Annotated in this window: 14 protein-coding genes; 7 read left to right on the forward strand and 7 right to left on the reverse strand. The window is 72.4% G+C overall.

Translation table 11 applies throughout. The annotated features are described in order from the left end of the window. Positions 1-93 precede the first annotated feature (93 nt). Complete coding sequence (locus ACIRD7_RS07200) at positions 94-261, forward strand: hypothetical protein (RefSeq protein ID WP_403450866.1); 168 nt, start codon at positions 94-96, stop codon at positions 259-261. Positions 262-383: 122 nt separating this feature from the next. Continuing rightward, positions 384-2,264 (forward strand): exo-alpha-sialidase, encoded by a 1,881-nt coding sequence (locus ACIRD7_RS07205; RefSeq protein ID WP_403450868.1) that lies wholly within the window; start codon positions 384-386, stop codon positions 2,262-2,264. A 5-nt stretch (positions 2,265-2,269) separates the two neighbouring features. Here the strand turns inward: ACIRD7_RS07205 and ACIRD7_RS07210 are convergent, their stop codons facing one another. Then, positions 2,270-2,764: an FBP domain-containing protein gene (locus ACIRD7_RS07210; RefSeq protein WP_403450871.1), complete on the reverse strand. Its 495-nt coding sequence runs from the start codon at positions 2,762-2,764 to the stop codon at positions 2,270-2,272. A gap of 145 nt (positions 2,765-2,909) precedes the next feature. On the opposite strand from ACIRD7_RS07210, the gene ACIRD7_RS07215 reads away from it, so the two are divergent. Next, positions 2,910-3,782: a DUF3626 domain-containing protein gene (locus ACIRD7_RS07215; protein ID WP_403450873.1), complete on the forward strand. Its 873-nt coding sequence runs from the start codon at positions 2,910-2,912 to the stop codon at positions 3,780-3,782. Here ACIRD7_RS07215 and ACIRD7_RS07220 read toward each other — a convergent pair. Next, positions 3,713-4,357, reverse strand: a complete 645-nt coding sequence (locus ACIRD7_RS07220) for a PAS domain S-box protein (protein ID WP_403450876.1) — start codon at positions 4,355-4,357, stop codon at positions 3,713-3,715. The two genes, ACIRD7_RS07215 and ACIRD7_RS07220, sit on opposite strands and share 70 nt — an antisense overlap. 272 nt (positions 4,358-4,629) lie before the next feature. On the opposite strand from ACIRD7_RS07220, the gene ACIRD7_RS07225 reads away from it, so the two are divergent. Together ACIRD7_RS07225 and ACIRD7_RS07230 are read left to right on the forward strand one after the other, a co-directional pair. Then, positions 4,630-5,919 carry an ROK family protein gene (locus ACIRD7_RS07225; protein WP_403450879.1) on the forward strand — a complete coding sequence of 430 codons (1,290 nt, stop codon included), beginning with the start codon at positions 4,630-4,632 and terminating at the stop codon, positions 5,917-5,919. A 70-nt stretch (positions 5,920-5,989) separates the two neighbouring features. Beyond that, a complete protein-coding gene (locus ACIRD7_RS07230; RefSeq protein ID WP_403450882.1) occupies positions 5,990-6,235 on the forward strand; it encodes a hypothetical protein in 246 nt (81 codons plus the stop codon). 13 nt (positions 6,236-6,248) lie between these two features. On the opposite strand, the gene ACIRD7_RS07235 is transcribed toward ACIRD7_RS07230, so the two are convergent. The 3 genes from ACIRD7_RS07235 to ACIRD7_RS07245 form a co-directional block, all read right to left on the reverse strand. Then, positions 6,249-7,277, reverse strand: coding sequence for an SDR family oxidoreductase (locus ACIRD7_RS07235; RefSeq protein WP_403450885.1), 1,029 nt, complete (start codon positions 7,275-7,277; stop codon positions 6,249-6,251). An 86-nt stretch (positions 7,278-7,363) separates the two neighbouring features. Next, positions 7,364-8,326, reverse strand: coding sequence for an SDR family NAD(P)-dependent oxidoreductase (locus ACIRD7_RS07240; RefSeq protein WP_403450888.1), 963 nt, complete (start codon positions 8,324-8,326; stop codon positions 7,364-7,366). 347 nt (positions 8,327-8,673) lie between these two features. Further along, a complete protein-coding gene (locus tag ACIRD7_RS07245; protein ID WP_403450891.1) occupies positions 8,674-9,681 on the reverse strand; it encodes a PHP domain-containing protein in 1,008 nt (335 codons plus the stop codon). Positions 9,682-9,816: 135 nt separating this feature from the next. Here ACIRD7_RS07245 and ACIRD7_RS07250 point away from each other — a divergent pair, with 135 nt between their 5' ends. Then, positions 9,817-10,053 carry a hypothetical protein gene (locus ACIRD7_RS07250; protein WP_403450894.1) on the forward strand — a complete coding sequence of 79 codons (237 nt, stop codon included), beginning with the start codon at positions 9,817-9,819 and terminating at the stop codon, positions 10,051-10,053. An 8-nt stretch (positions 10,054-10,061) separates the two neighbouring features. Here the strand turns inward: ACIRD7_RS07250 and ACIRD7_RS07255 are convergent, their stop codons facing one another. Then, entirely contained in the window at positions 10,062-11,306 is a 1,245-nt protein-coding gene (locus tag ACIRD7_RS07255) for a ricin-type beta-trefoil lectin domain protein (protein WP_403450897.1), read from the reverse strand. 203 nt (positions 11,307-11,509) lie between these two features. On the opposite strand from ACIRD7_RS07255, the gene ACIRD7_RS07260 reads away from it, so the two are divergent. Continuing rightward, positions 11,510-12,286: a sulfite exporter TauE/SafE family protein gene (locus ACIRD7_RS07260; RefSeq protein WP_403450900.1), complete on the forward strand. Its 777-nt coding sequence runs from the start codon at positions 11,510-11,512 to the stop codon at positions 12,284-12,286. Positions 12,287-12,307: 21 nt separating this feature from the next. On the opposite strand, the gene ACIRD7_RS07265 is transcribed toward ACIRD7_RS07260, so the two are convergent. Continuing rightward, positions 12,308-12,946, reverse strand: coding sequence for a VanZ family protein (locus ACIRD7_RS07265; RefSeq protein ID WP_403450903.1), 639 nt, complete (start codon positions 12,944-12,946; stop codon positions 12,308-12,310). Positions 12,947-13,198: the final 252 nt, after the last annotated feature.

Raw genomic sequence — 13,198 nt, forward strand, 5'->3', positions numbered from 1 at the left:
CGGGTCACGGCAAGGGGCTGGGCCGGTGATCGTCGACACCCGTGCGGGGCGGGCGGCCGACCGGGTCCGGAACTGAGGAAAACCCACGGATCAGTGCTGACCCTGTACATCATCCTCGCCGCCCTGGCGACCGGCATCCCGGCCACGGTAGCGACCTCCGCCACGGTGGCCGGGGCGCCGCGGCTGCTGCGACGGGCGGCCCCGGGTGCCGGCGGCGCGGCCTACCCGAACGGCCCGCACGGCATCGCGCGGCCGAGGTGATCGACGCGTGGGCTACTCGGAGCACGCCCCTCCGTCCAGGGCGTGTCACTCCGTCAGAAATACACAATAATAAATAAATTGGACATGGGATGTTCCGACAGAAGGCAACCGGAAGGGCCCCCATGTCGTCCTGGTCTCGCGCCCGCCAGAGAGCCGACCTCGCCGCGGGCATCGCCATGGCGACCGCAGTGGTCCTGACGGGCCCGGCCCACGCCCAACCCGCCAAGGCCGCACCCCTGTTCCAGCAGCGGGTGATCTTCAGGGCGTCCCAGGACGCGGGCGGTTACGCGTGTTTCCGGATCCCGGCCGTCGTACGGACCAACCAGGGCACGCTCCTCGCCTTCGCCGAGGGCCGTCACGGTACCTGCGGCGACGCGGGGGACATCGACATCGTGTTGAAACGCTCGACCGACGGGGGACTCACCTGGGGACCGCTCCGGGTCGTCACCGACGGCGCCGGCGACACCCACGGCAACCCGGCCCCGGTCGTCGACCGCAGGACCGGCCGCATCCTGCTCCCGCAGACACACAACCCGGCGAGTGCGAATGGCTCCAGCTGTGCCGTGCCGTGCAACCGCCGCCCCCACCTCCAGCACAGCGACGACGACGGCCGCACCTGGACCCGGCCGCGCGACCTGAGCTCGCAGATCATGCCCTCGAACTGGAACTCCTGGTACGCCACCGGCCCCGTGCACGGGATCCAGCTCACCCGCGGCAGCCGCGCCGGCCGGCTGATCTTCGGTGTCAACGCCGAGACCTGGAACGGCAGTCGTGTCACCGTCAATCACGCGGCGCTCATGGTCAGCGACAACGGCGGCACCACCTGGCGGCGGGGCGCCACCGACTCCTGGCCGGTGGCCGGCAGCGGCACCTTCCACCAGAAGCCGTCCGAGCTCACCCTCACCGAGCGCACCGACGGGGTCGTCCTGGTCAGCGGCCGTGAGCAGGACGGCACCGACCTCGGTCACCGCACCCAGACCTTCAGCCAGGACGGCGGCGACAGCTTCACCAGCAGCTTCCGCCCCCTGCCCGACCTCTACACTCCGCAGGTCCAGGGGGCGACGCTGCAACTGGGCAGCCGCATGCTGCTGTCCTGCCCGGGCGATCCGGACCGCCGCCGGACCCTGATGATCCGCTCCTCCTACGACGGCGGCAGCACCTGGGAGAGCGTGGACCGCGGCACCGTCGTGACCCAGGACTGGGCGGGCTACTCCGACATGGTGCACATCGGCGGCGACGTGGTGGGGCTGATGTACGAGGGCGGCACCGTCGACGCCCGGGACGAGATCCGCTTCGCCCGCTTCAACGAGGAATGGCTCAAGCCGCGTCGCGGCCCCGACCCGACCACGGCCGACCGGGCGCCGTCCGCCCAGCGCGCGAGCGTCCTCGGCGGAGCCTCGCCCACGGCCGGCGTGTTCGGTGGCGCCAGGGCCTTCGACGGGGTCAACGACGCGGTCCGCCTGCCGTTCCGCCCGCAACTCGAACTCGGCACCGAGAGCTTCACCGCCTCCCTGTGGTTCCGCTACACCGCCCGGACCGGCGAGCAGCCGCTGCTGTGGATGGGCGGTATCGGTGGCAGCCAGCCCCAGTTCTGGCTGCGCGGCGAACCCGCGAGCAACCGGGTGCGCGCACTGATGACGGTCCGCAGCGGTGCGACGACCGTGCGGTCGGCGTCCGTGAGCACCACCGCCGCGCACAACGACGGCCGGTGGCACCATCTCGCCCTGCGCCGCGGCGGCGGACGGCTCACCCTGTTCATCGACGGCCGGGCGACCGGCACGGCTGACGTGTCCGGGTCCGTCAGCCGCAACTCGCCGTTCGGCGTGCACATCGGTCAGCGCATGGACAGCCGGGCGTTCTTCACCGGCGCCATCGACGAGGTCCGCGTCTGGAACCGGGCCCTGACGAACACCGAACTCACCCGGGTGCGGCAGACGAACGTCGGCCCGTCCACGAACACCACGCTCTGGCTGCCGCTGGACCAGGTGACGACGGGCGGCTGACCCCGTCAGACGTACAGCTTGTCGAGGAAGGCGGACAGGTTGCCCGTGGTCCGGGCGATCTGCTCCGCCAGGGTGAGGCTCTCCTCGAAGCGGCCCCCGGCCTCCGGGGCCTTCTTGCCGCGCACGTACAGGGAACAGGCGAGGTCGGTGCACATGTACAGGCCGACCGAGTTTCCCTCGCGTCCCGCCGGGCCCGCCTTCCGGGCCGTCATCAGGGAGACGCCGCCGCCCGGATGGGTCGTCAGGCACAGCGAGCACATGCTGCGGTGCAGGAACCCGCGCCGCGAGGACGGGAAACGCAGACTGACGCCCACCGGGCGCCCCTCCCGCTCGGTCACCAGATAGCTGCGATCGGGCGCCCCGGGATCCCGCCAGCCCAGGAAGTCGAGGTCGTCCCAGGGGCGTTCGGCGAGATCGCGGGGGAGGGGGAGGCGCTTGGCCTCTCCCTTCGAGCAGTTGATAAACGAGTTGCGGATGTCCTGCTCGGCGAGTGATCTCATGGGGGGAGCTCCTAGGATCTCGAAAACTAGGGGGTCTAGGTTCGAGGCTAGGTTAGGCAGGGTCCATGAGGGGGAGCCAGTGAATTCCGACATCGACGGTGAGGGTCCCGGGGCGTCGCTTCGTGCCCGGGCGGCACTGCGGCATGTGGCAGCAGCCTCCGCGGGGCCGGCCATCGCCCCCGAGGTGCGCGTCACCCTCAACTTCCACCCGGACCGGCTGGTGCGCGGGATCCCGATCCTGCGGGCTCTGGCCGAGGACGGGACGTACCACTCCCAGTTCGTCACCGGCACCAGCAACGGCGGCCTCACCGCCCACCCCGGCGGCGACCGCTGGCGCTGGGAGAGCCGGATCTTCGGCGGGGTCTACGACGACGCGGCCGCCCACGAGCGGCCCGTGTACGGCGCGCTGAACTTCCGGCACCAGGTGGTCGGCGCCGCCCCGCGCTTCGGCTCCTCGCACTTCCGCCTGACCGCCGCGGCGCTCGCCAGGGCCACGTTCTGCTACCCCGACAGCGCGGCCGAGCCGACCGACTTCGGCGTCGCCACCGGAACGCACCTCGTCGCACTCGCCGAGGCCGACGAGCAGGACCCCCTGAACGACTACATCGAGGCACAGGTCCACGGGGGAGTCGTGCTCGCGCGGGACGTGGAGGCCCTCGTCCTGGACGCCGCCTATCGGGGCACCCCCGTCGAGGCCGCCGCACGTCTGCTGCCCTGCCCCGTCGAGTGGCACCCCGGCTACCGGCTCACCGTGGGGGAGCTGCGCCGCCACGCGGACTACCGCGGCCAGGAGTACGCCGAACTGGGCTCCCGGATCGCCGCCGACGGCCGTGTCGACCCGCGAATCATCGGCGACGCCGCCAGGACCGGACGCCACGAGCTCCAGGACCTGAAGATGGTGTGGCACACCCTGGCGCGGTTCGGGGCACCGGAGGGCGCCGGCACCGCCTACTCCGGCCCCTCCGAGGCAACCGCTCTCGGCGGCCAGACCCCGGTCGCGAGCACGCCCAGCGCGTAGGCGCGGGCCACCAGCTCCGTGCGGTTCGCCGCGCTCCAGCGGGCCGACAGGCGCCGCAGGGGGTAGTTGACGCCGTCCACCGTGAGGTCCGTCTCCCGGGCGGCCCGTGCCGTCGTGGCGCCGTCGGCGAGCAGCGCCAGGATGCGCGCCTCGATCGGCGTGACCCGGGCGTGCGGGGCTTCGCCGACCGGCTCGCGCTCGCCCTGGACGCGGAGCATCACCAGCAGGGCCGGCGTCTCCTCCACGGTGTCGCTCACCGGGTCCGCCGTCAGCTCGCCGTAGCGCTCGCCGCCGGGCGCCCGCCAGCGCACCGACACCTGGTAGCGCGAGCGGTGCCGCAGCCGCAGTGCCTCGGCGATGCGCTCGACCTGTGTCGCCTCCTGCGGCCGGAACAGCTCCAGCACGTTCCGGCCGCGCAGCCGCCCCGGTGTCGTACCGCACTCCGTCGCCATCGCCGGATTGGCCAGCTGGACCGCGCCGTACACATCGCAGACCGCCACCGGTACCGAGACGCGGTCGAAGACCATCAGGGCACGGTTGCGCCAGACCACCGCCGCCGGGTCGGTCCGGTCCATCAGCACCTCCGGTCGACTGCGGACAGCCCTCCTGGAGCACTACGGCGACCCCGACGCCACCGCCCCCGCCGACGGGCCCCCGCGGCGTACGAGGTCCGTGCCCTGACCGGCGGCCCGCTGGACGCCCTCGCCGAACGGCACGGACTCGTCCCGATGAACTGGAGGCGGTGATCGCGGACGGACGGTACGTGGAGGACGTCTACGCGGCGTAGGTCACAATGGGAGGCGGTCCGAACACGGCGGGGGACCAGGGCTGATCCGGAGGGAGCCGCATGGCGGGGCGTAATGGGCGCACAGTACGGGACCTCAGGCGGGGCAACCGCACCGCCGTACTGCAGCGCCTGTACTTCGACGGCCCCCTCAGCCGCTTCGAACTCGGCCCCGCGACCGGCCTCAGCTCCGGCTCCGTCAGCAACGTCGTCGCCGAGCTGATCGCCGACGGCCTGGTCGAGGAGGCCGGCAGCGTCGACTCCGACGGCGGCCGGCCTCGCATCCTGCTGCGCGTCGCGCCCGGCAGCGGCCACATGATCGGCGTCGACGTCGGCGAGACCCGGGTGCGGATCGGCCTGTTCGACCTGACCCTCACCGAACTCGCCCGCGCGGAACGGCCGTTGACCCAGCGGCGGTACGAGGTCGAGGGCATCGTCGGGCACATCCGCGACGGCATCGCCGAGGTGCTCGCGGGCGCCGGCATCGGGCCCGAGTGGCTGCTCGGCGTCGGGATCGGCGTCCCCGGCATCGTCGAGGACACCGGCGAGCTCGGTGCCGTGGTGCACGGGCAGACGATCGGCTGGGACGCCGTACCGCTGGAGCAACTCCTGCGCGACGGCTCCCCGCTCCCGGACGGCGTCCCGTACTTCATCGACAACGGCGCCCGGACCCTCGGCCAGGCGGAGATGTGGTTCGGCGGCGGCCGCGGCGCCCGCAACGCGGTCGTCGTGCTCTTCGGCTCCGGCGTCGGCGCCTGCCTGGTCACCCCGGAGGTGGAGCACGGGCGGGCCGTCGAGTGGGGGCATCTGACGGTACGGGTCAGGGGGCGCCGCTGCCGCTGCGGGGCCCTCGGCTGCCTGGAGGCCTACGCGGGCGCCGAGTCGCTGCTCGACCGCTGGCGCGAGCAGGGTGGGAGCGCGCCCAAGGGCGCCGACGAGGAGACCGCGCTGACGGCGATGCTGGCCGGCGCCTACCCGGCCGAGGGCCGCGCGGCCGACCCGGTGGCGGTCGCCGTGCTGGAGGAGACCGCCGAGTACGTGGGCGCGGGCCTGTCCGACCTGATCAACCTCTTCCAGCCCGAGCGCATCCTGATCGGCGGCTGGGCCGGACTCCAGCTGGGCGCCCGCTTCCTGCCGGCCGTACGCCGGCACGCGGCCTCGTACGCGCTGCGGCATCCGGCCCACAAGGTCACCATCGACCTGGGCCGGCTCGGCCCGGACGCGGTCACCGTGGGCGCCGCGATCCTGCCGCTCGCGGACTTCTTCGCACGCGGCGGCAGGCGCCCGGAGCCCGCGCCGGACGGCTCGTCGCCGACCGCGGGCGCGGCGGTGGCGGAGCGGGTCGCGCACTGAGGCAGCGACGTTTCGTCCCTGGTGTGGACGGTACTCGCGGGGCCCTTGAACGACGTAGGGAGGTGCACCCATGGACGACCACCGTCGTGAGGCGCCGGGAGAGTCCCCGGATCCGGTGCCCAGGGACCTGCCGGACCAGCAGGCGGGCGCGGGCGAGGAGGACCCCTGGGAGGTGCCCGTGAAACCGCCCGCGGACGACGAGGAAGCGGAGGACGTCCCGGACACGGACGAGGCCGGCACCGGCCGGCAGGGCACGCCGCAGCCGTCCGGCACGGCCCGTTCGGAGCATCCGACGCCGCAGGAGCCGCCTGCTTGAGCCCTGCGCCGGGTCAGCCCACCTTCCGCCCCCGCATCGGCTCCGTCGCCGCGCCCGCACCGTGCTGGAGGCCCTGCAGGAACTCTTCCAGCACCTCGGGCGCGGTGCGCCGCGGGCGCCAGCCCAGTTCCGTACGCGCGCGGGTGCAGTCCATCAGGGGCAGCCTGAGCACCGCGTCGAAGAGGTGCGGCGAGGCGGGCAGCAGATGCAGCCCCCACGCCGCGGCGACCGCCGAACGGATCGCCGTGCGCGGGAGCCGTACCGGGCGCGCCCCGAGCATCCCGCCCAGCATCTCCGCGTCGACCGGTGGGTCGGCCGCGAGGTTGAAGGCGCCCCGGACGTCGGACATCACGGCGAGCCGGTACGCGGCCGCCGCGTCGTCGGTGTGCAGGGCCTGCACCCGCAGTCCCGGGATGTCGGGCAGGAACGGCAGCAGCTCGGGGCGCACCAGCGGGCCGGGCAGGAAACGGCCGCCGAAGATCCGGCGCTGCTCGCTCGCCGACTCCCGCTTGAACAGGAAGGCCGGCCGCATCCGCACCACCCGCACCCGGGGATGGGCCCGGTCGAAGGTGTCCAGCGCCCGCTCCAGATAGGCCTTCTCCCGGCAGTACGCGGCGTCGGGCCAGCCGTGCGTGGGCCACGACTCGTCCACGGCGTGCTCCTTCGGCCCCGGCGAGTACGCGCCGACCGACGACGCGTGCACCAGCGTCGGCACCCGCGCCTCGGCCACCGCCTCGAAGACCCGGATGCTGCCCAGCACGTTAGTCCGCCAGGTCGTCGCCGGATCATGCGTCGGCTGGAACGCCCAGGCCAGGTGTATGACGGCGGTGGCGCCCGTGAACAGACGCGTCAGGTCGGTCTGCTCGGAGGCCAGGTCGACCGCCGTCCAGTCGGTCTTCGGAGGGGACCAGTCGGGAGTGCGGCGGGCCAGTCCCAGCACGGAGCCGACCTCGGGATCCTCCGAGAGGAGTCGCACCACGCTGGTGCCCACGTTGCCCGTGGCACCGGTGACCACGACCCTGCGAGCCGGTTCGCTGCTCACCTGCGGCTCCTCCCGGAGAGTGGGGACGGGGCATTCGAGTACCCCGTTCGCGGCGCTCGAACGTCGCCTCCCGGACCGCGCGGGCGCTACGCGGGGAACTCGTTGACGCCCGTCAGCTCCGCGGACAGCTCCCACAGCCGCGCCGCCTGCTCCGGGTCGGTCGCCCAGTCCTTGACGCCGCTGCGCTCCTCGCCGTCGCCTGCGCGCTCGGCGATGTCGCAGTCCTCCAGGTAGACGCCGCCCATGCCGTCCAGCTGCGGCGACGTGGCCGCCCACACCTGGGTGGCCGCGCCCTGCTCCGGGGACTTGAAGGCCTCGGGGTTGAGCGGGTTGCCCTGCTCGTCGATCCAGCCGCGCTCGACCATCTCCTCCTTCCGGAGGTGGCGCTGCAGCGGGGTGAGGATGCCGCCCGGGTGGAGCGCGAAGGCCCGTACGCCGTGGCCGGCCCCGAGCCTGTCGAGGTGGACGGCGAACAGGACGTTGGCGGTCTTCGCCTGCCCGTACGCCTCCCACTTGTCGTAGCCGCGGCGCCAGTGGACGTCGTCCCAGCGGATCCCGGAGAGGTGGTGGCCGCGCGAGGACACCGACACCACGCGGGCGCCGCCCGGCTCGATCGCCGGCCACAGGCGGTTGACCAGGGCGAAGTGTCCGAGGTGGTTGGTCGCGAACTGCGCCTCCCAGCCGGGCCCGACCCGGGTCTCCGGGCAGGCCATGATGCCGGCGTTGTCGATCACGATGTCGACCGCGCGGCCGGAGGCGAGGAATCGCTCGGCGAAGCCGCGCACGCTCTCCAGGTCGCCGAGGTCCAGCTCGTCCACCTCGACACCGTTCAGTCCCCGGAGGGCATCCCGCGCGGCCTCCGGACGCCGGGCGGGCACCACGACCCGGGCGCCGGCGTTCGTGAGGGCACGCGTGGTCTCCAGGCCGAGTCCCGAGTAACCGCCGGTGACGACGGCGAGCTTGCCGGACAGGTCGATGCCGCTGAGGACGTCTTCGGCGGTGCTGTGGGCGCCGAACCCCGAACCGATCTTGTGCTGTGCAGTGCTCATGTCCGAAACGCTACGAATTGGAGTGCTCTCGAAGTCAAGCCGACCCGGAGTGCGCGCTTCCGCACAGGGAGAGGACGTCCGCACGGAGAAGGGCGTCCGCAGGGAAAAGAAAAGCCCCGGCCGGACGGGGGATTCCGGTCGGGGCGATCAGGGGTGGGTGCGGATGGCGGTCGCCTCTCGGCGAAAGGCTCCACAGGGCTTCAGCCGAACGATCGTCCCTGTGGGCAAAAGGTGAGGCCCGGGGACACTGTCCCATCCGCACCCACGGCTGGTTCAACGGGAAACTACCGATGGGTGTTCCTGAGTTCGCCCTACCGGCCGGTGATCTGCGTCACGCCCCGGCGCGCCTACTTCTCACGCGTCCAGGCCAGCAGCTCGTCCGCCGTCCACGTGGTGAGAACCCGATCGGCGGGCACCCCGCACTCCTCCGCCCGCGCACAGCCGTACCGCTGCCAGTCCAGCTGTCCCGGCGCGTGCGCGTCGGTGTCGACCGAGAACAGCACGCCCGCCGCCACCGCCTGCCGCAGCAGCCGCCGGGGCGGGTCCAGCCGCTCGGGGCGGCTGTTGATCTCCACCGCCGTGCCGGACTCCGCGCACGCGGCGAACACCTCCTGGGCGTCGAACTCCGACTCCGGCCGGCCCCGCCCGGTGACCAGCCGCCCGGTGCAGTGCCCGAGGATGTCCGCGTGCGGATTCCGTACGGCGGCGACCATCCGGCGGGTCATCGCGCGGGCCTCCATGCGCAGCTTGGAGTGCACGGACACCACGACCACGTCGAGCCGCTCCAGCAGCTCCGGCTCCTGGTCGAGTGAGCCGTCCTCGAGGATGTCGCACTCGATACCGGTGAGCAGCCGGAACGGCGCCCAGGTCGTGTTCAGCCGGTCCACCACCTCCAGCTGTTCGCGCAGCCGGTCGGCCGACAGGCCCCGGGCGACGGTCAGCCGCGGTGAGTGATCGGTCAGCACCGCCCACTCGTGCCCGAGCTCGGCCGCCGTGCGGCCCATCTCCTCGATCGGACTGCCCCCGTCCGACCAGTCGGAGTGCAGATGGCAGTCCCCGCGCAGCAGTTCCCACAACCGGCCACCCGCGGGCAGCTCGGCCGCGGGCCGGTCCTCCAGGTCCTTGAGGTATCCGGGCACCTGACCGGCCAGCGCCTCGCGCGCCACCTGGGCCGTCTTCGGGCCCACACCCCGCAGCCGCTCCAGCGTCCCGGCCTCGGCCCGCGCCCGCACCTCGTCCTCGGGCAGCTCCGCGAGCACCCGGGCCGCCGTACGGAAGGCACGCACCCGGTACGTCGGCTCCAGGGACCGCTCCAGCAGAAAGGCGATCCGGTTCAGCGCCTCCACGGGATCCATGGCCACCTCCACCTCCAGGGTTCCCCGGCCCTGCCGCGCCCGCACGGTGGCGCGGACAGGGCCGGCGGCCCGGATCCGAGATGTCCCGATGGTCTGAAGGATCCGTTGACGCGGGTAGCGCTCTACGCTCTATTCATGACCGAAAGCGCGAGCCCGCATATGTCACATCCGCGGATCATGGTGCTCGGGGTTCAGCCGGGCACGCCTCCGTTCCGGATCATGGAGATCGACGGTGCCGTGGTCGGGTTTGCCAGGGCGATCACCGACGTCCTGGAGACCGCCGCCGCCTTCGGCATCACGGTCCATGATCTCGACGACCCGGACGTGGTTCGCTGGGTCGGCGGCGACAAGTTCACCTGGCATCACCACTAGCCGGCCGGTCAGCCCACCGTCCACTTCTGGTTGCTGCCACCGGTGCAGGTCCAGATCTGCAGCCGGGTGCCGTTGGCCGAGTTGTTCCCGGTCACGTCGAGGCACTTGTCGGCCTGTGGATTGACGATGTCGCGTGCGGCTGTGACGGTCCATCTCTGATTGGGCCCACCGGTGCAGTCCCACAGCTGCACGGTCGTGCCGTCCGCGGTGCCGTTGCCGGTGGCGTCCAGGCACTTGCCGAGCGCGCGCAGCGTGCCGTCCGAGCCGACGCTCCACCGCTGGGCGGCGGAGCCGTTGCAGTCGTAGAGCTGTACGGGCGTGCCGTTGGCGGAGCTCGCCCCGGCCACGTCGACGCACTTGCCGGCCAGGCCCCTTATCGCGCCGCCGGACGCGCTGTCCCCGGTCGTCACCGAGACGTGGTCCACCACGAGCTGCTGCGGGAACACCGTGGAGCCGTCCGGGTCGCCGGGCCAGTAGCCGCCCACCGCGAGGTTCAGGATCAGGAAGAACGGCTTGTTGAAGACCCACTGGCGGCCGCCCAGGTCGGCCGGGGTGCGCCGCTGGTAGACGTTGCCGTCCACGGACCAGGTGATGGAGTCGGGAGCCCAGTCCACGGCGAAGGTGTGGAAGGCGTCGGCGAAGGCCTGCCCGTTCGGCAGGGTGTAGCCGGCCCCTATGCCGCCCGAGCCGGAGTAGCCGGGGCCGTGGATTGTGCCGTGCACGGTCGAGGGCTCGAAGCCGACGTTCTCCATGATGTCGATCTCGCCCGAGTCCGGCCAGTTGACCGGTGTGCCGAGCATCCAGAACGCCGGCCACATGCCCTGCCCGCGCGGCACCTTCATCCGGGCCTCGATGTGCCCGTACTGGGCGGTGAACTTCCCGGAGGTGTTCAGCCGGGCCGAGGTGTACTGGCAAGTGCCGTACCAGCACTGGTAGTTGGCGGGGTTCTCGCGCCGGGCCGTGATCACCAGCTGGCCCTGGCCGTTCAGTGCCGCGTTCTTGTTGCCGGACGTGTAGTACTGCCGCTCGTGGTTGTTGACGTTGTCGCCGGTCTCGATCTGCCACTTCGACGAGTCGACCGCGGCACCCGCGGGGCCGTCGAAGGAGTCGGAGAACGTCACGGCCGCCGCCGAGACGTCCGCCGCCGAGGCGTTCGGCGGTTCCGCCTGCGCGGGTCCGATCGCCGCGGACGCGACCAGAACCGCCGAGAGGGCGGCGAGGAGACACGTGCGGAGCAGGCGTGGGGAAGCCATCGTGCTCCCTTCCGTGCGGCGACCCGATGGACGGGTGCGCCGACCGAGGTGGGGGGTGAAGGTGTCGCCACTTGATTTAAGAGGTGAGATAAGAGGGCGTCAATATCTTGGTACGGACCAGTAGTTGCCGGTGCGGGTGGGGCGCCGCGAGCCCCGGCACGGTTCGTCCGCCGCCGAACCGTTGAATTCCTAGGCCTCTGGCCATGAACGCCGCACACATAGGTGAGCTGCTCGCCGTCCCGGGCGCGGGCGTCGTCGCCGGCGCCGTGAACGCCGTCGTCGGCTCCGGCACGTTGATCACGTTCCCGGTGCTGCTCGCGACCGGCCTGCCGCCCGTCACCGCCACGGTCTCCAACGCGCTCGGCCTGATTCCGGGCTCGATCAGCGGAGCCATCGGGTACCGGCGCGAACTGAGCGGCCAGCGCCGGCGCCTCCTGAAATGGGGCGCCGGCGCCCTCCTCGGCGGACTCACGGGTGCCACGCTGCTGCTCGCCCTGCCCGCCTCGGCGTTCGAACGGATCGTGCCGGTCCTGGTCGGGCTCGCGCTCGTGCTGGTCGTCCTCCAGCCGTTCATCAGCCGGCGACTGCGTGAGAGAAGGGCCCGCACCGGAAGGCCCGCCCGCTCCGACGGCGGCCCCCTGCTGCTCGTGGGGCTGACCCTGGCCAGCGTCTACGGCGGCTACTTCTCGGCCGCCCAGGGCATCATCTACGTCGCGCTGATGGGCATGCTCCTCGATGACGGCCTGCAACGCCTCACCGCCGTCAAGAACGTGCTCGTCGCCGTCGTCAACTCCACGGCCGCGCTCTTCTTCCTCGTCGTCGCCGACTTCGACTGGCCGGCCGTCGCCCTGCTCGCGATCGGGTCCGCGGCCGGCGGCCACCTCGGTGCCACCGCGGGCCGCCGGCTGCGTCCCGCGGTGCTGCGCGCGTTCATCGTCGTGGTCGGGGCCGTGGCCATCGCGCAGTTGGTGCTGCGCTAGGCGGCGCGCGGCTCCCCTGCGCTAGGCGGCGCTGGGCTTGCGCGCGTGCACCACGCGGCTCAGCCGCCGCCCGAGCAGGAGGTAGCCGATCAGGGCGCCGGTCGTGTTGAGGATGACGTCGTCGATGTCGAAGGCCCGCCCCGTCACCAGCGCGCCCTGCGCGAACTCGACGAGGAGCATCACGGTCGCCGTCAGCAGCAGGACGCGCAGGACGCCGCGCGTGCGCGGGGCGACGACGGGGACCAGGATGCCGAACGGAACGCCCAGCAGCAGGTTGCCGCCGATCTGCTTGACGGCGTCGCGCAGTTCGGGCTGGTCCAGATAGGCCCGCAGGGTGCTGCCCGGCTGCAGGTTGGTGTGCGTCAGGGCCTCCGACGCTGGCGACGGCTGCAGGGTGAGCTTCGCCAGCACGACGGCGAAGGCGACCATGAACGCGAACGCGCACAGCATCGCCACCAGCCGGGCGAGAACGCGCAGGGGACTTCGACCGGGTCGCGAGGTGCTTCGGGACTCCGCGCGGCGCCCGGACTTCGCCGGGCGCTTCGCCTTCGCCGTCGCCTTCGCCTTCGCCGAGCCCTTCGATTTGGCGCCCCCGCCCGACTTCCCCCCGCCCCTCGCAGGCTTCGAGCCCTTCACGGACTTGAAGCCGAGCACGGACATGAGGCCGCCCGCGGACGGCTTAGCGGTACCAGTGGACTTGGGAGTGCCGGGGTGCAATGTGGCGCGCGAATGTGGGGTTCCACGGGCCATGCGATCCTCCAGTCTTCAACAGCCCTTCGTAGTAGGGGGACTACCCCGGTAATGCGCCGCGATGCCGTCGCGTTTGCGCCCGGTCCGCCCTCGCCGTCCCGTTTCCCCTCCCGCTGCCGGGGCACTCCGGCGGAGACCCGCGCGCCGCCGCTCTGGCCGTGC

The sequence above is a fragment of the Streptomyces sp. NPDC093568 genome (assembly GCF_044764945.1).
Lineage (GTDB): Bacteria > Actinomycetota > Actinomycetes > Streptomycetales > Streptomycetaceae > Streptomyces.